Source organism: Luteibacter sp. ME-Dv--P-043b (assembly GCF_030209605.1).
Classification (GTDB): Bacteria; Pseudomonadota; Gammaproteobacteria; order Xanthomonadales; family Rhodanobacteraceae; genus Luteibacter.
On record NZ_JARVRT010000003.1, the window covers coordinates 90,080 to 109,353 of the forward strand.

The following is a 19,274-nucleotide window of genomic DNA, read 5'->3' on the forward strand; positions in this document are numbered from 1 at the left end:
CCGGCGCGCCGTACCGCGTCATGCGCGTCGAACAGCAGCCCGCCTTCGTCCTGCACGCCCGGCCCTACCGGGAGACATCCCTGTTGGTGGAGTGCCTGACCCGCGACCACGGCCGCCTGGGCGTGGTCGCCCGCGGGGTGCGCAAGGAAGGCGCGAGATTGCAGCGTGCGCAGCTGGAGCCGTTCCAGCGGGTGGAGCTCGACCTCATCCTCAAGGGAGAACTGGCCACGCTGCGCACGGCCGAGCACGTGGGCGCGCCGCAACGCCTGACGGGCGACGCGGGTATGGCCGGCCTCTATCTCAACGAACTGGTGGTGCGGCTGACCGGCCGCCAGGACCCTAACCCGCCCCTGTTCGTGCACTACGAGCGCACGTTGCGCCGCATGGCGACGGGTGATGCCCTTGCGTGGACGCTGCGCCGCTTCGAGCGCGACATGCTGGATGCGCTGGGTTATGCGCTGCCGCTGGATATCGACGCCATCGACGGTGAACCGCTGGATCCGGCGCTCACCTACTTCTACGATCCGGAGTCGGGGGTACGCCCCGGACGCGCGGGCGATGCCCGCGGCATTCGCGGCGCCGATCTGCTGGCGCTGGCCGCGGACCGTTCCCCCGACGTGGCGGGGCTGGCCTCGCTGCGCCGCATGATGCGCCAGATCATTTCCTTCCACCTGGGCGGCGGCGAGCTGAAGGCCTGGCGCGTGCTGCGTTAAACGGCGGGCGTGTCGCGGGGCAGGGCGGCCAGCGCCTCGTTCAGTTCGAAGCGGAAGCGCTCTATCGCGGCGGGCGGAACGACGGTGCGGGTTTCCAGCACGTGGTTCTGCAAGGCCCTGGCCTGGGCACCCAGGCGCGCGGTACCGCAGAACCCGCAGGCGGAACGCAGGCGATGCAAGCGGTCGATCAGGTCGGTAGGACGACGTGCCAGGTCGTCCAGCGCGGCCTCCAGCTCGACCAGCTCCGCACGCAGCAACTGGCGGAGCGCCAGCAGGGTGATGGCATCGCCACTGGCCGCGCGTCCGGCGTCGTCGTCCAGCACCTGCAGATCGCCCTCGATGCCGAGCGTGGCGGCCAGCGCATGGCTGAGTGCTGCGAGCTGGCAGGGTTTTTCGATGACGCCGGCGAAGCCGGCTGCCAGCAGGGCCGCGCGCAACCGGGCGGGAATCTCGGCACTGGTGGCCAGGGCCACGGCGTCGCGCGACCGGGCGGAAGGATCGGCGCGCAGCGCCGGCAGCAAGGCTTCGGCGCCGGCGCCCGGCATGCGGCAATCCAGCAGGAGCGCGTCGAACGGCTGTCGCCTGGCGAGGTCCAGGGCGCGGTCACCGTCGGATGCGACCTCGACCCGATAGCCGAGCGACCGGAGCGCCTGCGCCAGGAACACACGGGTGGCTTCGTCGTCGTCGGCCACCAGGACATGCCGTGGCTTCGGCGCGGAAGGGGCGGACGGGTACTGCTCGATCATGCAACGTTCCGTGTCGTTCATCTTGATTTGTCAGAATGGCGGAGCATGTTCCCGGTATCAACCCGCACGTTCAGCTTCCTGTTCATCGTCCTGGTCGCCCTGGTGGGCGCGGACGGGGTGCGGGCGGCCGTGTCCGTGGACGCGGAGGGCGTGTCGTTGCCGGGTGTGGCGCTGGATGGATTGCATGCCGACCTGACCGCGGCGGGCGACGGCGTGGGCGTCGCCTTGACGGTGCAACGGGTCGACCTGGCCGCCATGGGCTGGCACAAGGCCACGCTGGACCTGGACGGCACGCTTGCCCGCGACGAGCCCGGTCGCTGGACGTTCGCGGGCAACCTGCGTATGCGCGGTGCGGCGGGCGACCCCTGGCCGCGGGCCACCGTGCGCATGGTGGCCGACACCGCCGCCAACACGCTGGAGCTGACCGTGCGCCAGGATGCCTCGCTGGCCCGCGTGGCGATGCCGATGGACCAGACCAGCCATGCGCAGATCACCCTCAAGGACCTGCCGGCCGGTTGGCTGCAGGGGCTGCTCTCGACGGTGTGGTCCGGTCGCACGACCACCGGTCGGGTGGATGCCGACCTGGCGCTCGACCTGCTTCCCGGCGGCGTGCAGGCCGGCGGCCAGTTCGCGCTGGCCGGCGTGGGCTTCGACAGCCCGGGCGGTGCGCTGGCCGGTGAAACGGTGTCGGGCAGCGGGCGGCTCGGTGTGGACAGCCAGGCGGAGGCGACCGTCATCGAACTCGACGCCGCACTGCGCGGCGGCTCGCTGCTGCTGGGCCCTTTGTATGTCGCTCTTCCCTCCCACCCGGTGCAAGTGTCGTTTTCCGCACGGGCGCAGAAGGGCGCCATGGCGATCCGGCGGCTGCGGCTGACCGATCCCGATGCCCTGCAACTGGAAGGTGAGGTAGGCCTCGCGGCCGACGGCAGTCTCGCCTCGCTGCGGCTGGACCGTTTCGATGCACGCTTCCCCGCCGCCTACGCACGCTACGGTAAAGGCCTGGCTCGCAGCTTTGGCGTCGATGCGCTCGATGCCAAGGGCGATGTCACGGGGCACCTCACGATGGGTACGAAAGGCCCCGAGGCCTTCGCGTTGCAGACCACGGGGCTGGATATCGCCAACGGCGAAGGGCGCTTCGGGGTGCAGGGGCTGCATGGTGCGATCGACTGGAGTTCCACGGAGGATCGCCCCGCCACGAAGCTCGGCTGGCGTGCCTTGCAGATGCAGCGGATTCCGAATGGCGCCGCGGAGGCGGCACTCCGCAGCACCGGCGGCACGCTGGGCCTGCTGGCACCGCTGGTCATACCCGTCCTGGACGGCCAGCTGCGCGTGCAGCGGCTGGCGTGGAAGCCGGCGGCCACCGCGGGCGACCGCCTGCAGACCTCGCTGGTGCTCACGCAGATCGACATGGCTGCGTTCTGTCGCGCGCTGGGCTGGCCGGAATTCAAGGGCACGCTGGGCGGCGCGGTGCCGTCACTGCGCTACGTGGACGACCGTGTGGAAATGGCTGGCGGCCTGTCGCTGAACGTGTTCGACGGTTTCGTCGACATCACCGGCATGAGCCTCGCGCAGCCCTTCGGCGTGGCGCCGATCCTCACCGGTACGCTCTCGCTGCGGCAACTGGACCTGGGCCTGATGACCTCGGTCTTCGACTTCGGCAGCATCACCGGCCGCTTGGACGGCGGTATCGACAACCTGCGCCTCGTCGCCTGGCAGCCCGCCGCGTTCGACGCCCGCCTGCTGGCGGGCGGTGGCGGCCGGATCAGCCAGAAGGCGGTGAACAACCTTACCTCCGTCGGCGGGGGCGGCATCGCCGCGGGCCTGCAAGGCACGGTGCTGAAGATCTTCAAGACGTTCGGCTACAAGCGCATCGGGCTGTCGTGTCGCCTGCGCGGCGATGTATGCGCCATGGGTGGACTGGGCGCCGCGAAGGATGGCTACACTATCGTCGAAGGTAGCGGGTTGCCCCGCCTGACCGTGGTCGGTCACCAGCGTGAGGTCGACTGGCCCACCCTGGTGCGCCGCCTGCAAGCCGCCACCCAGGGCGATGGCCCGGTGGTCCGTTGAGCGGGCAAGCCGCCCCCACAAGGAAAAACCATGCGTAAATCGTTCATCGCCCTCATGGCCGCCACTGCCGTCGCCCTGGTCGGCTGCGTCACCATCAACGTCTATTTTCCGGAAGCCGCCGCGCAGAAGGCGGCCGACCAGTTCATCGGCACGGTGCTCGACGACAGTGGCGTCGCCAAGCCCGCCGGCACAAAGGAAAAACCCCAGACGGCCGTCCCGGGCAAGCAGCCGTCGGCCTCGTTGCTGGATCTGATGATCCCCTCCGCGCAGGCGGCGGAGTCGCCGGATATCCAGGTACGCACCCCCGAAACGGACGCCATCCGGCTGCGCATGACCAGCCGCTTCGGCGGCCAGCTGAAGGCGTTGTTCGACAGCGGCGCGGTGGGCTTCACGGCCAACGGCCTGGTCGCCGTGCGCGATGCCGGCGCGTTGCCTCTGGACCAGCGCTCGCAGGCCAACGGCCTGGTCGACCAGGAAAACAGCGACCGCGATGCCCTGTATGCCGCCGTCGCCAAGGCCAACGGTCACCCGGAATGGGAGCCGCAGATCCGCAAGGCGTTCGCGGACGGCTGGGTCCAGCGCGCGCCGCCGGGCTGGTATTATCGCGATGCCTCCGGTGCCTGGAAGCGCAAGTAAGGCACCCGCCAGGAACGCCCGCCATCGCGCGGGCGTCCTCCCAGCCAGCCCGGGCCTTCGTCGTCCGGGCTTTACGTTTCAGAGCGCATGATCGAATTCGAAGCCACTATCATCGGCCTCACCCACGACGGCCGGGGCGTTGCCCGCATCGACAACAAGGCCACGTTCGTGCCCGGCACGTTGCCGGGCGAGCGCGTACGGCTGGTCTACCACAAGCGCCACCGCAAGTACGACGAGGCCGATCTCGTCGGCATCGTCGAGGCCTCCCCCGCGCGTGTCGAGCCGAAATGCCGCCATTACGGCCAGTGCAGCGGCTGCGCGTTGCAGCACATGGCGCCCGCCGAGCAGATCGCCGCGAAGCAGCGTGTGCTTGCCGAGAACTTCGAACGCATCGGCAAGGTCACGCCGGATGCGTGGTTGCCACCGCTGACCGGCGAGCCGTGGGCATATCGCCGCAAGGGGCGGTTTTCGGTGCGCTACGTGGCGAAGAAGGAGCGCGTGCTGGTCGGTTTCCGCGAGGAATCCAACCCGCGTTTCGTCGCCGACGTCGAGCATTGCGAAGTGATCCATCCCGCGCTGGGCCCCAAGGTGGGCTTGATCGCGGCACTGGTGGGCGGCTTGTCCGCCGCGCACGACATTCCGCAGATCGAGTTCGCCGCCGGCGACGACACCGTTGCGCTGGTCTTCCGCCACCTCGCGCCGCTGACCGAGGCCGATCGCCAGGCGCTGGTGGATTTCGGCAAGGCGCATGGCCTGGCCATCTACCTGCAGCCGGGCAACCACAGCACGGTGCATCCCCTGTGGCCGGAGGCGCCGCGTCTGGCCTTTGCCATTCCCGCCCAGGATGTGGAGCTGGAGTTCCTCCCGCTGGACTTCGTGCAGGTCAACGCGGGCATGAACCAGCGCATGCTGGCGCGCACCCTGGAGCTGCTGGACCTGCAGCCGGCCGATCGCGTGCTGGACCTGTTCTGCGGATTGGGCAACTTCACGCTGCCGATCGCACGCTACGCCGCCGAGGTGGTGGGCGTGGAGGGCGAGCACGGGCTGGTGGAACGGGCGGCGGCCAATGCCGCGCGCAACGGCCTCGGCCATGCCTCGTTCCGGGTGGCCAACCTGTTCGAGGACCAGCGCAACGAGTCCTGGGCGAAGCAGGCCTGGGACAAGATCCTGCTGGACCCGCCCCGCGCCGGCGCCAACGAGCTGCTGGAGTACCTGCCGCGCAAGGGCACCGACCGCGTCGTCTACGTCTCCTGCCATCCGGGATCGCTGGCGCGCGACGCGGGCATCCTCGTGCAGAAGGGTTTTCGTCTCGCCGCCGCGGGGGTGATGGACATGTTCCCGCACACCGCCCACGTCGAATCCATCGCGCTGTTCGAGCGCCGCTGACCCCGGAGACCCTATGGGCATCGAGATCGAGCGCAAGTTCCTCCTGGCCAGCGACGCCTGGCGCAAGCAGATCGTGCGCAGCGAGCGCATGGCACAGGGTTACCTCATCAGTGGCGCGGCCGTGGCGTCCGGACAGGCGAAGTCGTCGGTACGGCTGCGCGTGTCCGGCGAGCAGGCCTGGCTCAACATCAAGTCGGCCACGCTGGGTATCGAGCGGCAGGAATACGAATACCCCGTGCCGGTGGCTGATGCCGCGCGCATGCTGGATGACCTGGCCGACGGTCGCGTGGAGAAGATTCGTCATCATGTCATGGTCGAAGGCACACACTTCGAGATCGACGAGTTCGTCGGCGCCAACGCCGGCCTGATCGTCGCCGAGGTGGAACTGCCGTCCACGGACGCGGCCTACCCGACACCGGCATGGCTCGGCCGCGAGGTCAGCGGCGTGCTGCGCTACTACAACGTCAACCTGATCGACCGGCCGTACAGCGACTGGTCGGGCGCCGAACGGGAAGGCAAGGAGGACATGGCATGCTGATCATCGGTCTTTCGGGTACGCAACTGGAGTTGCACGAGCACGCTTTGCTGACGGCCCGCGGCGTCTCCGGCGTGATCCTGTTCTCGCGCAACTTCGCCTCGCGCGAGCAGGTCACGGCCCTGATCGACCACGTGCGTGAGGTGGCCGGCGACGAGATCCTCATCTGCGTGGACCAGGAAGGCGGCCGCGTGCAGCGCTTCCGCGAAGGATTCACGCGGCTGCCGCCGTTGTCCGCGCTGGGCAGGCTGCACGACAGCGACCCCGGCGCCGCGATCGACCGTGCCGAGGAACACGCGTGGATCATGGCCAGCGAGATGCGCGCCATCGGCGTCGATTTCAGTTTCGCGCCCGTGGCCGACCTCGAACGTGGCAACGCCGCCATCGGCAACCGGGCGCTGCATGCGGACCCGGCGGTTGCCGCCGAGCTGGTCCAGGCCTACGTGCGCGGCATGCACCTGGGCGGCATGGCCGCCGTGCTCAAGCACTTTCCCGGGCATGGCTCGGTGCGCGAGGACACGCATCTCGCATCCGCCGTCGATCCGCGCAGCAAGCACGATATCTTCGCGACCGACCTGCAGCCCTTCGTCGCCGGCATCGAGGCACGTGCCGAGGCCGTCATGGCGGCGCATGTCGTCTATACCGCGGTGGACGACCAGCCAGCCGGTTACTCGCACGTGTGGATCGAGGAGATCCTGCGCGGTGAGCTCGGGTTCGGCGGTTGCGTCGTCGGCGACGACATCAGCATGGCCGCCGCCGGCAGTGTCGGCGGCGTGGCCGCCCGCGTGGCCGCCAACCTCGATGCGGGTTGCGACCTCGTACTCGCCTGTTTTCCCGATGTCGTTCCCGAGGCGATCGCGGCGGTGCAGCACCGTCGCCCTTCACCGGTCGAACGTATCGCCCCGCTGCGCGGTGCGATCGGTTCCACCTGGGAAGGCCTCGTCCACAATCCCCAGCGCGATCGATTCATCGCGCGCGTGACCGCCCTGGAGCCCTGACCCGATCATGACCACCACCACCGCCTCGCTCGACCATGCGCTTGCGCACTCCGACATCCTCTTCAATCGCGAACAGCTCGACACCGAGATCGCCCGCATGGGCCGCGAGATCGACCACGCGCTCGACGGCGAAGTGCCGGTGTTCCTCACCGTGATGCACGGCGCGCTGGTGTTCGCCGGGCAGCTGGCGCTGTCGATACGCACGGACCTCGAGTTCGACTACGTGCACGCCACGCGTTACCGCGGGGAAACCAGCGGCAGCGACCTGCACTGGCTGCGTCGTCCGGAAGTGCCGCTGCACGAGCGCACGGTGCTGCTGGTGGACGACATCCTCGATGAAGGCCATACGCTGAAGGCCGTGCGCGATGCGTGCGTGGAGATGGGCGCGAAGCGGGTGTTGCTGGCCGTGCTTTGCACCAAGCGCCACGATCGCCGCGCGCATGGCATCGAGGCCGATTTCAACGGCGTGGACCTGCCCGATCGCTACGTGTTCGGGTACGGCATGGATTACCACGAGCAGGCGCGTAACCTGCCGGCCATCCACGCGTTGAAGGACTGATTCCGATGAGCATCGACCTCGCCGTGATCGGCGGCAGCGGCCTCTATCAGTTCGAAGGCCTGGAAAACACCGAGCGGCACGCCGTGCAGACGCCGTTCGGCCCGGCCTCGGGCGACGTGGTGACGGGCGATTTTCGCGGCAGGCGGCTCGCCTTCCTCGCCCGTCACGGCGAAAGCCACACCGTGCCGCCGCATCGGGTGAACTACCGCGCCAACCTGTGGGCCCTGCACGCGTTGGGCGCGCGGCGCGTGGTGGCCGTCAACGCCGTGGGCGGCATCCGCGACGACATGGGTCCGCGAACGCTGGTGGTGCCCGATCAGATCATCGACTACACGCACGGCCGCTACACCAGCTTCAACGATGTCGAGGGTGCCGAGGTACGGCATATCGATTTCAGCGAGCCCTACAGTACCGCGCTGCGCCAGGCCCTGCTGGCCGCGGCGCGTGCCGAGGGCCTGGCGATCATCGATGGCGGTTGCCACGGCGTGACCCAGGGGCCGCGCCTGGAAACGCGTGCGGAGATCGCGCGGATGAAGCGGGACGGCTGCGACCTGGTCGGTATGACCGGCATGCCCGAGGCCGTGCTTGCCCGCGAGCTGGACCTGGAATTCGCCTGCCTGGCCCTGGTGGCCAACTTCGCCGCCGGTGCCGGCGACGAGGCGGAGATCAGCATCGAGGAAATCTTCGCCCACCTGGCCGCTGCTACGGCCAACGTTCCGCCTGTCCTGGGGCGTTTGCTGGCAGTCTTGTAGGTACTTCGCGGACATCGTCCGCTCCTACATGGCGGATTGCGGACATCGTCCGCTCTTACATCGCGGATGGCGGACATCGTCTGATCCTGCACCTCGTATCGCGGACATCGTCCGCTCCTACATGGCGCCATGTAGGAGCGGACGATGTCCGCGATACGCGAACCCCACGCCCGTTGCCATCCTGCGGTGCCATGACGTACGCCAAAACCAGGCATGACGCTGCGGCCGATGCCGTGCGTCGCCCTGCGGCAACGTTGCGCGCGGGCTGCGGTGCATAGCCGACGCGATAGCCCACCGTTGACCCGCAGCGGGCAGGGCGCGACTGGCTCACGCTAGGTCCATGAAACCTCACTGCCACGGCGCTTCACTGATTGAATCACTGACTGCCTTGTCGGTGTTTGCCGTCGGCAGCGCGGCCAGCGGGGCGTGGTTCCATGCGTCGATGGCCATGGATACGGCGGCATCGCGCACGATGGCCACCGTGACTGCCATCGCCGATCTGCGCGAGCGCATGCGCGCCAATCCGCTCGGTGTGTCAGGTGGTTCCTACAACGCCACCACGCCATCGATCGCCGATTGCGCGGCTGGCTGCACGCCTGTCCAGCTTGCCGCCGACGACCTCGCCCGGTTCCGTGCCAGCCTGCGTCGGCACGTCGGATCGTCCACGGTGTCTGTCGTCCGTTGCGAGGACATCTCGGGCTGCGTCGTGCGTGTCACGCTCGGCCGCCATGTCGTCGCCGCCACATCGTTCCGGCCGTGAGCCAGCACGGGTCTAGCCTCGTGGAACTGCTGGTCTCGCTCGCCGTGGCGGGCATGGTGGCAGCGGTCGTCGCGACGGGGGCAGGGGCGGCCGGTATGGCGTCGCGTCGTCATCTCGATCGGGTCCAGCGCGAGGATGCCGCGCGTATGGCGCTGGCCGTGCTCGCGGAGGATCTTGCCAACTCGTCCCGGTGGCTTGCCTGCACGGAGGCAAGGGACTGCGATGTCACCGTCAGGCATCGCCCGTATCGGTCGTATCTGCTGCACACGGACGTCGCGGACTGGTTGGTCGGTGACGGGCTGCGACGGTGCGTGAAGCAGTGCGAGTCACTGCTCGAGGGGATCGTTCGCCTCGATGTCGTGGCCGACCTGCCCGATGCTGCCGGGCAGGTGAGACGCCTTCCGTTCCAGGAACGTCACAGGGACACGGCACGCCTGCTGGAGGTAGGCGTGGTCCTCGCCGATGGCACGCGTTTTTCTCGCGTCGTGGCGAAACGCCAATGAAGCGTCCGCGTGGTTGCGTACTGGTCTTCGTCTTGGTCATGCTGGCCGCTCTCAGCCTGATCGGTGCAGGCTTGTCACGCGGTGCGGCCTCGCGGCGCCTGGCCGCCGCCGAATATCGGGACCGCGTCTGCGTCGCTGGCGGATATGACCGGGCTCGCTGGCAGGAGGATGTCGCCGCATGCGACCATCGGTAAAGGCGCAACCGGCGCGTCGTCGTACATGAGGGTTCCATGGATCGCAGACGGTTTCTTCAGGGGGCGACGGTCGCTTCGGGCATGGCGTTGACTGCCAAGGGTTTGGCGGCGGATGTGGCGGGTACGGCGAAGCAGTCTCCGGCCGGCGGCACACTGCCGCGCGTGTGCTCCACCTGGGACTTCGGCGTGGCCGCCAACCAGGCCGCGTGGAAGGTGCTTGCCGCCGGCGGTCGCTCGCTCGATGCAGTCGAAGCCGGCGCACGCGTGCCCGAGGCCGACCTGCGCAACCACAGCGTGGGTCGCGCCGGCTACCCCGACCGCGACGGCAAGGTCACGCTCGATGCCAGCATCATGGACGAGAACGGCAACTGCGGCGCCGTCGCGGCCATCGAGCACATCGCGCACCCCATCTCCGTCGCGCGCCGCGTCATGGAGCGAACGCCGCACGTGCTGCTGGTCGGCGACGGCGCACTGCAATTCGCGCTCGAGCAGGGCTTTCCCCGCGAGGAACTGCTTACGCCCGAGTCGGACAAGGCCTGGCACGAGTGGCTGAAGTCGGCGAAGTACAAGCCGGTGGCCAACAGCGAAGTGAAGAGTTACAACGCCGGTCCAGGCGGCACGCCGGGCGACGCCAGCAACCACGACACCATCGGCATGCTGGCCATCGATGCCAAGGGCAATCTTTCCGGTGCCTGCACCACGAGCGGCATGGCGTGGAAGCTGCACGGCCGCGTCGGCGACAGCCCGATCATCGGCGCGGGCCTGTATGTCGACAACGAGGTGGGCGCGGCAACCTCCACCGGCGTGGGCGAGGAAGTGATTCGTAACGTCGGCAGCTTCCTGGTCGTGGAATTGATGCGCCAGGGTCGATCCCCCGAAGACGCCTGCCGGGAGGCCGTGGAACGCATCCTCCGGCGCAAGCCGCAGGCGAAGGATCTCCAGGTCGGCTTCCTCGCCCTCGACAAGAAGGGCAACGTGGGCGCGTGGTCGATCCAGAAGGGCTTCTCGTACGCGGTGTGCGACGCGTCGAAGCAGGATGCCCTGCATCCCGGCAAGAGCACCTACTGAGATGGCCTTGCTCGAAGTGGCAGCCAACTCCGTTGCCTCGGCGTTTGCCGCACAGGAAGGCGGCGCCGCGCGCATCGAACTATGCGCCAGCCTGGACGAGGGTGGCGTAACGCCCTCGCACGGTACGATCGTACTGGCGCGCGAGGGGCTGACCATCCCGCTCTATGTCCTCGTTCGTCCGCGCGGGGGCGACTTCCTTTACGAGAACAGCGAGATCGAGTGCATGCTCGACGACATCGAGCACTGCCGCGACCTGGGCTGCGACGGCGTCGTCGTCGGCGCGCTCACCGCGGAGGGCGACGTGGATACCGAGGCGTGCGCCTTGTTCGTGCGTGCGGCGGGCAGGATGGGTGTCACCTTCCATCGTGCCTTCGACCTGGTGCCCGATCGCCGGGAAGCCCTGGAAACCATCATCGATCTCGGCTTCGAGCGGGTGCTCACATCAGGCGGCATGCAGAGTGCCGTGGCGGGCGCGTCGTCGATCGCCAAGCTGGTTACGCAGGCCGGCGATCGCATCGTGGTGATGCCCGGTGCAGGCATCGAGCCAGGTAACGCCGCCAACCTGCGGGCGGCGACGCGTGCGCGGGAATTCCATGCGTCGGCGAAGCAGCGCCTGCCTTCCGGCATGCGGTCGCCGACCGACGCACTGGGCATGGGCGCAGGCGAGACGCGTACCGACGTGGACACGGTAAGGGCCATCGTCACCGCGCTGGCGTAGGAGCCCACGATGTGGGCGGGCGAAGGAGCCCACGATGTGGGCGAACCCTCAGCCCACCTACAGCGAACGAGGCCATGCACAACATCTCCAGGCCAGCGCTCTAGACCTTGACCGGCAAAAGTCCACCCGGCGTCACCGCGACGATGCGGCGGCCGGGCGCGGGTGGCGTCTCGTGCAGGCCGGTGAGGGTGCCGAAGGCGGGCAGCATGCCGACGTGGCGGTCGAAGACGAAGGCGGGCAGGCGATGCTTGCGCCAGCCGTCGCGCACCACGACGCCTGGGTGCACGTGGCCTGATAGCGTGTATCCGTCGGCATGCGGCTCGGGATGGTGGGCCAGCACGAACGGCGGCGCATGCATGCGATCCGGCCGCACCTCCACGCCCAGCGTGCCCACGTCGAAGTGCCGGTCATGGTTGCCGGCAACAAGGATCATCGCCACCCCGGCATGTGCCTCGCGCCAGGCGCGCACACGCGACACCCACGCGCTGCGTTCCGTCGCGGCGCCGTGCACCATGTCGCCCAGTACGACCAGGGTATCGGGCTGGAACGTGGCGATCAGCGCGTCCAGGCGTGCCAGGTCGTCGTCGGTGTCGCCGCTGGGTACCGCGATACCGGCGCGGCGGAACACCGCGCCCTTGCCGAAATGCACGTCGGTGACCATGAGCATGCGTCGTGCCGACCAGTGGATCGCGCGTTCCCCATGCAGCGTGAGGCGCTCGCCGGCCACCTCGATGTCCAGCGTACTCATGCGCCGGCTCCCGCTTCCAGCGTGGCCCGCATGCGTTCCACGCGGCTCTTCCAGTCGTCGGCGGCGATACCGCCGCGCAGGCGCTCCACCCACAGCGGAAACGCGAGCGGGCTGAGCCGCTTCGGCTCGTTCCACAGCAACCGCGAGCGCGCGATGCGCACCAGGCAGCGGCGCAGGCGCGTGTAATCGAGCTGTTGGTCGAGCACTTCCCGCTCGGCCTGCCACAGCAGGGGATGCTCGGGATCGTGGCGACGCAGCACGTCGTACAGCAAGCCGCTGGAGGCTTGCAGCTGGCGCATCGTCTTGTTGTGCGCCGGGTAGCCGTTGAAGACCAGCCCCGCCACGCGCGCGATCTCGCGGAACTGGCGCTTTGCCAGTTCCGACAGGTTGATGCTGGCGCGGATGTCGCTGCTCAGGCCGCGGGGATGCAGCAGGACGCGCATCGTTTCCGCGTCCAGTGCCGGCATCCGCGCGGCGGTGATGGTCAGGCCGTAATCGTTGACAGCGTAGCCGTAGTCGCCCGGCTGGATGCGGGCCAGGCGCAGCGCGAGGACGGCGGCCAAGCCCTCGTGGGCCAGCCGGCCGGCGAAGGGATAGACGAACAGGTAATGGCCCTCGCGCGTATGCGTGCGCTCGCACAATGTGGCGTCCATGGCCGGCACACTCGATTGCTGGCGCTGGATGGTCAGCAAGGGCGCCAGCGCGCGCATCTCGGTTTCGCGACCGTCGCCGGCCAGCGTGCGGCGCAGTTCGTCGGAAAGCTCGCCCGACAGCGGCAGCCGACCGCCCATCCAGCGCGGTACGCCACCGCGGCGATTGGGTGCGGGGCGCACGTAGGCGGTCATGTCGCGTACGCGGACCAGTTCGAGGTGACGGCCGGCGAAGAGGAAGCGATCGCCGGGACGCAGGCGGGAGAGGAAACTTTCCTCGACGGTGCCCAGACGCGCGCCCTTCATGTAGCGCACGGCCAGGCTGCCGTCGGAGGTGATCGTGCCGATGGACAGCCGGTGCATGCGCGCGACGCGTCCGCTCTCGACGTGGAAGCGGCCTTCCGTATCGGCCAGCTTGCGGTACTCCGGATAACTGGCCAGCGCCGAGCCGCCGGTGCGCAGGTAGGCCAGCACGGCGTCGAAACGCTCGCGTGGCAGCGAGGCGTAGGCCAGCGACGAGGTGATCTCCGTGTAGGCCTCGTCGGCCGTGAAGCCTCCGCCCAGCGCCATCGTCAGCAGGTGCTGGGCCAGCACGTCCAGGCAGCCGCGCATAGGATGCCGCGGCTCCAGGTGGCCTTCTGCCAGCGCGCGTCGGGCGGCGGCGATCTCGGCCAGTTCGAGCAGGTGGGTGGGCACGCACAGGATCTTCGACGGCAGCCCGGGCCGGTGGCCGCTGCGTCCGGCGCGCTGGAGCAGGCGGGCGACGCTTTTCGGGCTACCGATCTGGATCACGCGCTCCACGCTGGAAAAATCCACGCCCAGGTCGAGGCTGGAGGTGGCGACCACGCAACGCAGTGTGCCCTGGCGCAGTTTTTCCTCGGTGGCCAGGCGCAGCTTCGGGTCGATCGAGCCGTGATGAAGCGCCAGCGATTCGGGTGCCTCCGGCCATACCGAGGCCAGCGCTTCGTGCCACAGCTCCGCCTGCGAGCGCGTGTTGGCGAAGACCAGGCTGCTGCGGGCGTCCAGCACGGCTTTCAACACACGTGGCAGTTGTGACAGGCCGAGGTGTCCAGCCCACGGGAAGCGCTCGCCGCCTTCCGGCAGGGCAGTCTCGATCACGGTCTTCTTGCGGCCACCGCCCCCGATCAGCACGCCGTCGCCGGATAGCGCGTGCAGGGCTTCGTCCAGGTTGCCCAGCGTGGCCGACAGGCCCCAGGTGCGCAGTTGCGGCAGCCAGTGGCGCAGGCGCGTGAGCCCCAGTTGCAGCAGGATGCCGCGCTTGTTGCCGAGCAGCTCGTGCCATTCGTCCACCACGATGCCGCGCAGCGAGGCGAAACGCTCGCGCGCATCGGGGTAGCTGAGCAGCAGCGCGAGGCTTTCCGGCGTGGTCACCAGCAGTTCGCAGGCACCCCGGCGCAGGCGGGCGCGCTCGGCGCTGCCGCTGTCGCCGGTGCGGCGGAGCACGCGCCACGGTAGCTCCATCGCCTCGACGGCGGCGGTGAGATGCTGCGCGGTGTCGGTGGCCAGGGAGCGCAACGGCGTGATCCAGAGCAACTGCAAACCCGTCTGCGGACGCAGCACCGCGTCGATCAGCGGACCGCCGGCCGCGGCCAGGGTCTTGCCGGTGCCGGTGGGCGCGTGGATCAGGCCGTTACGACCTTCGGCCCATGCGCGCCACGCCGCGCGCTGGAACGCGGCGGGTTTTCGTTCCTGCGTGGCGAACCACGCGACGAGGCGTGCCTCAGCCCGCCGCCAGGCGGCGGAGGTCGTCGAGTTTGTCGGCATCGCGGATCGCCAGGTCGGTGCGCCAGCGGAGGATGCGCGGGAAGCGCACGGCCACGCCGGCCTTGTGACGGCCGGAGGCCTGGATCGCCTCGAAGGCGAGTTCGAAGACATGCGTGGGTTCGACCGAGCGTACGGGGCCGAAACGGTCGATGGTGTGGGCGCGGATCCAGCGATCGAGCCGGCCGATCTCGGCGTCGTCCAGGCCGGAATAGGCTTTCGCGACAGGGACCAGCGTCTCGCCATCCCATACGCCGAAGGTGTAGTCGGTGAACAGGCCTGAGCGTCGGCCATGGCCTGGCTGGGCATAGAGCAGCACGGCGTCTACCGTGTATGGCTCCACCTTCCACTTCCACCAGTCGCCTCGCTTGCGGCCGACGCGATAGGGCGAGTCGCGCCGCTTCAGCATCAGGCCTTCTGTGCGCCGCTCGCGCGATTCGGTGCGCCATTGCGCCAGGGTCGTCCAGTCGCTTGCGCGAACTTCGGGCGACAGCGCCAGCGTGGGGCCATGCGATGCGATGAGGCGTTCGAGCAGCAAACGTCGCTCCGCCAGCGGACGCTCGCGCAGGTCCTGCCCGTCGAGTTCCAGCAGGTCGTACGCCATCAGGCGCACCGGCGTGTCGGCCAGCAGCTTCGGACCGGGCTTGAGCTTGCCGATACGTTTCTGCAGGGCGGCGAACAACAGCGGATGGTCCTCGTCCGGCGCCCAGGCCAGGATCTCGCCATCGATGACGCAGCCATCGGGCAGGGCGGCCGCAGCCAGCTCCAGTTCCGGAAAGCGGCCATCCATGCGCTCCTCGCCACGCGACCAGATAAGCGCACCTTCGGCACGGCGCATGAGCTGCGCGCGGATGCCGTCCCACTTCCATTCGGCCAGCCAGCCGTCGATCGCACCGAGCGCATCGACGTCCTGTTCCAGCGGCGAGGCCAGGAAAAAGGGGTAAGGACGTTCACCCGCGTGTTCGTCGTCGCGCTCGGGTCCGGCCAGTGCACGAAACGCGTCCGCACTGGGTTTCCACGTGCCGCTCATGCGATGGGCGATGAGGTCGGTGGCAAGCGCCGACCACTGGGCCAGTGCCTGTACCACCAGCCGTTGCGACACGCCGACGCGCAGCGACCCGGTGAGCAGCTTGTTGACGAGGAAGATCTGTTCCTTCGGGGTGGACCGCCACCACTCGCGCAGCATGGCAATCCGCTCACCGGCCTCCAGCTTGCCCAGCGAGGGCAGGCGCGCCTCCATCCATACGTGCAGGGCGGTGTCCTCACCTTCGTCGTCGTCGGTACCGGGCAACATCAACGCGATGGTCTCGGCCAGGTCGCCCACATGCTGGTAACTGTCGTCGATCAACCAATCGGCATACCCGGTCTCGATCGCCAGCGCGGTGCGCATCTCGGTCGAGCTGGCGGTGCGCTTCAGCTTGCCGCCGCCCAGCACGTAAACCGCCCATGCCGCGTCTTCCGCGGGCGCATCGGCGAAGTAGGCCGCCATGGCCTCGCGCTTGGCGGTCGTGGATGCCGTCCGGTCCAGCGCCTCGAACAACCGGGCGAAGCGGCGCATCAGTCGCCTTCCTCGCTGCTGCGCTCGTCGGGCATGCTGCCGCCCAGGGAGCGCAGCGCACGCGCGTCGTGACCCTTGTCGCGCAGGTAACGGATCAACGCCTCGCCGTCGCCGTGGGTCACGTAGATACGCTTCGCGCCGCAATCCTCGACGCTGCGGATGAGCCCCGGCCAGTCGGCGTGATCGGAGACGATGAAGCCGCGATCGTAGCCACGCCGGCGCCGCGCACCGCGCACCTGCATCCATCCCGAGGCAAACCCCGTGGACGCTTTACCGAAGCGTTTCATCCAGGGGGCGCCAGCCGCAGAGGGCGGCGCCATCACCAGTTCACCCGCGAAGTCGCGGCCCTTGGCCGAGTCGCTGACCGGCTGGGTAGGCACCATGCGGACACCCGCGTCGCGATAGGCCTCGACCAGTCGCACCATGGCGCCGTGCAGGTGCACCGTGCGATCCGTGCGCAGGGCCAGTTCGGCGAGGATGCGCTGGGCCTTGCCCAGGGCGTAGCAGAACAGCACCGCGGGCACGCCGCGTGCCGCGCACTCGTCCAGCCAGGCCAGCATCTCGTCGATGACACGGGACATCGGCGGCCAGCGATAGATCGGCAGGCCGAAAGTGGATTCGGTGACGAATATGTCGCACGGCACCGGCTCGAACGGTACGCAGGTCGGGTCGGGATCGCGCTTGTAGTCGCCGGAGACCACTGCCACCAGGTCGGGTGTCTGGATGCGGATCTGCGCGGCGCCCAGCACGTGGCCTGACGGATGCAACGAAATCACAGTGTTGCCGAGCGTGAAACGCTCGCCGTAGGCATATTCCTGGATGACCGACGCGGCACCGAGCCGCTCACGCATCAGTCCGCCGCCGGCTCGCGCCACGTGGTAGAGGCCGCTGCCGGAGCGCGCATGGTCGCCGTGGGCGTGCGTCACCACCGCCCGCGGCACCGGCTGCATCGGATCGATGTAGAAGTCGCCGGCGGGGCAATAGAGGCCCTGGGGGCGGGGTAGCAGCACGTCGCTGTCCATCCGCCGACGTTAGGCAGCCGCGCGTCAACGCGACGTGCGCACGCCGGAAACGCGGCGGGTCAGGCGACGAACTGCAACCGCGCCAGTTCCGCGTAGAGGCCACCCTCGCGCAGCAGCGATTCATGCGTGCCTTGCGCGATGATGCGGCCACCGTCCATCACCACGATGCGGTCGGCACGCTGCACGGTGGCCAGGCGATGCGCGATCACCAGGGTGGTGCGGCCCTTTTCCAGTCGTTCCAGCGCCTGCTGGATGGCCGCTTCCGATTGTGCGTCGAGGGCGGAGGTGGCCTCGTCCAGCAGCAGCAACGGCGCATCGCGCAGGATCGCCCGCGCGATGGCGATGCGCTGCTTCTGTCCACCGGACAGCCGCACCCCGCGCTCCCCCAGCGCCGCGTCGTAGCCGTCGGGCAGGGCGGCAAGGAAGCCGTCGGCTTCGGCAAGGCGTGCGGCCTCGCGCACTTCGTCGTCGGTCGCGTCCTCGCGGCCGAAACGGATGTTGTCGGCGGCGCTGCCGCCGAAGATCACGGTCTCCTGTGGTACGAGGGCGATGGCGCCGCGCAGTTCCGGCAAGGCCAGTGCGCGCAGGTCGACGCCATCCAGGCGGATGGACCCGGACACCGGATCGTGGAAGCGCAGCAGCAGGCTCAGCACGGTGCTCTTGCCCGCACCCGACGGCCCCACCAGCGCCACGGTTTCGCCCGGCGCGATGCTCAGGTCGAAATCCGACAGCGCCGCCACGTCGGGACGTGACGGATAGCGGAACTGCACGTGGTCGAAACGCAAGGCGCCGGTGACGGGCGTGGGCAGCGGTTCCGGGGCGGCGGGCGTGGCGATGGTAGCGGTTTCGGCGAACAGCTCGCCGATACGCTCCATCGCGCCGGCGGCACGCAGCACGTCGCCCCACACCTCGGAAAGCCCGGCCACGGACCCGGCAGCGAAGATCGCATAGAGCACGAACTGGCTGAGCACGCCTGGGGCGAGCTCGCCCGCGATGACGTCGCGCGCGCCGGCCCAGAGCACCAGCGTGATCGCGCCGAAGATCAGCACGATCACAGCCGCCGTGAGCAGCGAGCGCATGCCGATACGGCGACGCGCCGTGGCGAGCGCCAGGGCGATCGCCTCCGAGTAGCGCCGGCTTTCGGTGGGCTCGCGCGCATAGGCCTTGACCGCCTGGGCCGCGTTGAGGGTTTCGTTGGCGACGGCCGCCGCATCCGCGATACGATCCTGGCTGGAGCGTGACAGCTTCTGCACGCGACGACCGAACACCAGGATGGGCAGCATCACGGCAGGAATGACCAGGGCGGTGAGCCCTGCAAGGCGCGGGCTGGTCCAGGCCATGGCCACGGCGGCGCCGATCAGCATGACCGCGCTGCGCAGCGCCACGGAAATGCCGGAGCCGATCAGGGTCTGCACCACCTCGGTATCCGTACCCAGGCGCGAGGTGAGTTCGCCCACGCGGGTGCTTTCGAAGAATCCGACGTCCAGGCCGATGACGTGGCGGTACAGGGAGCTGCGCAGTTCGGCCAGCGAACGCTCGCCCAGCAGCGCGATGCAGTAGTAGCGGGCCGCCGTGGCGATGGCCAGTACGATGGCGACGCCGAACAGGCCCAGGAAGGTGCCGTTGATGGAGGCCAGGTTGGAGGCAAGGAAGCCGTGGTCGATGATGTGTCGCACGGCGACGGGCAGGGTGAGCGACGCGCCGGAGGATATCCCCAGGAACACCAGCCAGCCGATGGCCAACCCCTTGTGCGGACGGAGGAATGGCCAGAGGTTGCGGAGCACGCCGACCTTCTTCGACTTTTCCCTGCGCTCGACCGTCATGCGTGATCCATTCTGTGAGTCATCCGCCACCGGATGGGGCCGGGCGAGGGCGTATT

19 protein-coding genes are annotated in these 19,274 nt (G+C 68.9%); 13 read left to right on the plus strand and 6 right to left on the minus strand.

What is annotated here, in order from left to right; genetic code table 11:
* The first annotated feature begins 20 nt into the window (after positions 1-20).
* The gene (gene recO / locus QRN34_RS01900; RefSeq protein WP_285401473.1) at positions 21-713 is read left to right on the plus strand and encodes a DNA repair protein RecO; all 693 of its coding nucleotides are present in this window, start codon (positions 21-23) and stop codon (positions 711-713) included.
* On the opposite strand, the gene QRN34_RS01905 is transcribed toward recO, so the two are convergent.
* Entirely contained in the window at positions 710-1,459 is a 750-nt protein-coding gene (locus QRN34_RS01905; RefSeq protein WP_285401474.1) for a response regulator, read from the minus strand. The two genes, recO and QRN34_RS01905, sit on opposite strands and share 4 nt — an antisense overlap.
* Positions 1,460-1,504: 45 nt before the next feature.
* Here QRN34_RS01905 and QRN34_RS01910 point away from each other — a divergent pair, with 45 nt between their 5' ends.
* The 12 genes from QRN34_RS01910 to QRN34_RS01965 all read left to right on the plus strand — a co-directional run bounded on the left by QRN34_RS01910 (position 1,505) and on the right by QRN34_RS01965 (position 11,635).
* Positions 1,505-3,526, plus strand: a complete 2,022-nt coding sequence (locus QRN34_RS01910) for a hypothetical protein (protein ID WP_285401475.1) — start codon at positions 1,505-1,507, stop codon at positions 3,524-3,526.
* Between the two features lie 30 nt (positions 3,527-3,556).
* Entirely contained in the window at positions 3,557-4,162 is a 606-nt protein-coding gene (locus QRN34_RS01915) for a YdbL family protein (RefSeq protein ID WP_285401476.1), read from the plus strand.
* An 87-nt stretch (positions 4,163-4,249) separates the two neighbouring features.
* A complete protein-coding gene (gene rlmD / locus QRN34_RS01920) occupies positions 4,250-5,548 on the plus strand; it encodes a 23S rRNA (uracil(1939)-C(5))-methyltransferase RlmD (protein ID WP_285401477.1) in 1,299 nt (432 codons plus the stop codon).
* A gap of 13 nt (positions 5,549-5,561) precedes the next feature.
* On the plus strand, positions 5,562-6,086 hold the full coding sequence (locus tag QRN34_RS01925; protein WP_285401478.1) for a CYTH domain-containing protein: 525 nt from the start codon (positions 5,562-5,564) through the stop codon (positions 6,084-6,086).
* Positions 6,080-7,081, plus strand: coding sequence for a beta-N-acetylhexosaminidase (gene nagZ, locus QRN34_RS01930; RefSeq protein ID WP_285401479.1), 1,002 nt, complete (start codon positions 6,080-6,082; stop codon positions 7,079-7,081). Before QRN34_RS01925 ends, nagZ begins: the two co-directional genes overlap by 7 nt.
* Before the next feature lie 7 nt (positions 7,082-7,088).
* Positions 7,089-7,640, plus strand: a complete 552-nt coding sequence (locus tag QRN34_RS01935; RefSeq protein WP_036140860.1) for a hypoxanthine-guanine phosphoribosyltransferase — start codon at positions 7,089-7,091, stop codon at positions 7,638-7,640.
* 5 nt (positions 7,641-7,645) lie between these two features.
* Positions 7,646-8,392, plus strand: coding sequence for an S-methyl-5'-thioinosine phosphorylase (locus QRN34_RS01940; protein WP_285401480.1), 747 nt, complete (start codon positions 7,646-7,648; stop codon positions 8,390-8,392).
* A 340-nt stretch (positions 8,393-8,732) separates the two neighbouring features.
* Positions 8,733-9,152: a hypothetical protein gene (locus QRN34_RS01945; RefSeq protein ID WP_285401481.1), complete on the plus strand. Its 420-nt coding sequence runs from the start codon at positions 8,733-8,735 to the stop codon at positions 9,150-9,152.
* Complete coding sequence (locus QRN34_RS01950; RefSeq protein WP_285401482.1) at positions 9,149-9,655, plus strand: prepilin-type N-terminal cleavage/methylation domain-containing protein; 507 nt, start codon at positions 9,149-9,151, stop codon at positions 9,653-9,655. Before QRN34_RS01945 ends, QRN34_RS01950 begins: the two co-directional genes overlap by 4 nt.
* Positions 9,652-9,849 (plus strand): hypothetical protein, encoded by a 198-nt coding sequence (locus tag QRN34_RS01955; RefSeq protein ID WP_285401483.1) that lies wholly within the window; start codon positions 9,652-9,654, stop codon positions 9,847-9,849. The genes QRN34_RS01950 and QRN34_RS01955 overlap by 4 nt, the downstream gene beginning before the upstream one ends.
* A 36-nt stretch (positions 9,850-9,885) precedes the next feature.
* The gene (locus QRN34_RS01960) at positions 9,886-10,917 is read left to right on the plus strand and encodes a N(4)-(beta-N-acetylglucosaminyl)-L-asparaginase (protein ID WP_285401484.1); all 1,032 of its coding nucleotides are present in this window, start codon (positions 9,886-9,888) and stop codon (positions 10,915-10,917) included.
* A gap of 1 nt (position 10,918) precedes the next feature.
* Positions 10,919-11,635 (plus strand): copper homeostasis protein CutC, encoded by a 717-nt coding sequence (locus QRN34_RS01965; protein WP_285401485.1) that lies wholly within the window; start codon positions 10,919-10,921, stop codon positions 11,633-11,635.
* A 100-nt stretch (positions 11,636-11,735) separates the two neighbouring features.
* On the opposite strand, the gene pdeM is transcribed toward QRN34_RS01965, so the two are convergent.
* The 5 genes from pdeM to QRN34_RS01990 are packed head-to-tail and all read right to left on the minus strand — an operon-like array spanning position 11,736 to position 19,218.
* Positions 11,736-12,383: a ligase-associated DNA damage response endonuclease PdeM gene (gene pdeM, locus QRN34_RS01970; RefSeq protein WP_285401486.1), complete on the minus strand. Its 648-nt coding sequence runs from the start codon at positions 12,381-12,383 to the stop codon at positions 11,736-11,738.
* Positions 12,380-14,818, minus strand: coding sequence for a ligase-associated DNA damage response DEXH box helicase (locus QRN34_RS01975; protein ID WP_285401487.1), 2,439 nt, complete (start codon positions 14,816-14,818; stop codon positions 12,380-12,382). The genes pdeM and QRN34_RS01975 overlap by 4 nt, the downstream gene beginning before the upstream one ends.
* Positions 14,775-16,373 carry an ATP-dependent DNA ligase gene (locus QRN34_RS01980; protein WP_285401488.1) on the minus strand — a complete coding sequence of 533 codons (1,599 nt, stop codon included), beginning with the start codon at positions 16,371-16,373 and terminating at the stop codon, positions 14,775-14,777. The genes QRN34_RS01975 and QRN34_RS01980 overlap by 44 nt, the downstream gene beginning before the upstream one ends.
* Positions 16,373-17,395, minus strand: a complete 1,023-nt coding sequence (locus QRN34_RS01985; protein ID WP_285401489.1) for a ligase-associated DNA damage response exonuclease — start codon at positions 17,393-17,395, stop codon at positions 16,373-16,375. The genes QRN34_RS01980 and QRN34_RS01985 overlap by 1 nt, the downstream gene beginning before the upstream one ends.
* Before the next feature lie 59 nt (positions 17,396-17,454).
* Positions 17,455-19,218, minus strand: coding sequence for an ABC transporter transmembrane domain-containing protein (locus QRN34_RS01990; RefSeq protein ID WP_285401490.1), 1,764 nt, complete (start codon positions 19,216-19,218; stop codon positions 17,455-17,457).
* Positions 19,219-19,274: the final 56 nt, after the last annotated feature.

What these genes read in the sequence shown, in the direction of transcription:
- pdeM (WP_285401486.1), bottom strand. Translation starts at nt 12,383, where the DNA reads ATGAGTACGCTGGACATCGAGGTGGCCGGCGAGCGCCTCACGCTGCAT.
- QRN34_RS01935 (WP_036140860.1), top strand. Translation starts at nt 7,089, where the DNA reads ATGACCACCACCACCGCCTCGCTCGACCATGCGCTTGCGCACTCCGAC.
- QRN34_RS01910 (WP_285401475.1), top strand. Translation starts at nt 1,505, where the DNA reads ATGTTCCCGGTATCAACCCGCACGTTCAGCTTCCTGTTCATCGTCCTG.
- QRN34_RS01955 (WP_285401483.1), top strand. Translation starts at nt 9,652, where the DNA reads ATGAAGCGTCCGCGTGGTTGCGTACTGGTCTTCGTCTTGGTCATGCTG.
- QRN34_RS01980 (WP_285401488.1), bottom strand. Translation starts at nt 16,373, where the DNA reads ATGCGCCGCTTCGCCCGGTTGTTCGAGGCGCTGGACCGGACGGCATCC.
- QRN34_RS01940 (WP_285401480.1), top strand. Translation starts at nt 7,646, where the DNA reads ATGAGCATCGACCTCGCCGTGATCGGCGGCAGCGGCCTCTATCAGTTC.
- QRN34_RS01975 (WP_285401487.1), bottom strand. Translation starts at nt 14,818, where the DNA reads ATGCCGACAAACTCGACGACCTCCGCCGCCTGGCGGCGGGCTGAGGCA.
- QRN34_RS01945 (WP_285401481.1), top strand. Translation starts at nt 8,733, where the DNA reads ATGAAACCTCACTGCCACGGCGCTTCACTGATTGAATCACTGACTGCC.
- QRN34_RS01925 (WP_285401478.1), top strand. Translation starts at nt 5,562, where the DNA reads ATGGGCATCGAGATCGAGCGCAAGTTCCTCCTGGCCAGCGACGCCTGG.
- QRN34_RS01915 (WP_285401476.1), top strand. Translation starts at nt 3,557, where the DNA reads ATGCGTAAATCGTTCATCGCCCTCATGGCCGCCACTGCCGTCGCCCTG.
- recO (WP_285401473.1), top strand. Translation starts at nt 21, where the DNA reads ATGCGCGTCGAACAGCAGCCCGCCTTCGTCCTGCACGCCCGGCCCTAC.
- rlmD (WP_285401477.1), top strand. Translation starts at nt 4,250, where the DNA reads ATGATCGAATTCGAAGCCACTATCATCGGCCTCACCCACGACGGCCGG.
- QRN34_RS01990 (WP_285401490.1), bottom strand. Translation starts at nt 19,218, where the DNA reads ATGACGGTCGAGCGCAGGGAAAAGTCGAAGAAGGTCGGCGTGCTCCGC.
- QRN34_RS01965 (WP_285401485.1), top strand. Translation starts at nt 10,919, where the DNA reads ATGGCCTTGCTCGAAGTGGCAGCCAACTCCGTTGCCTCGGCGTTTGCC.
- QRN34_RS01905 (WP_285401474.1), bottom strand. Translation starts at nt 1,459, where the DNA reads ATGATCGAGCAGTACCCGTCCGCCCCTTCCGCGCCGAAGCCACGGCAT.
- QRN34_RS01985 (WP_285401489.1), bottom strand. Translation starts at nt 17,395, where the DNA reads ATGGACAGCGACGTGCTGCTACCCCGCCCCCAGGGCCTCTATTGCCCC.
- nagZ (WP_285401479.1), top strand. Translation starts at nt 6,080, where the DNA reads ATGCTGATCATCGGTCTTTCGGGTACGCAACTGGAGTTGCACGAGCAC.
- QRN34_RS01960 (WP_285401484.1), top strand. Translation starts at nt 9,886, where the DNA reads ATGGATCGCAGACGGTTTCTTCAGGGGGCGACGGTCGCTTCGGGCATG.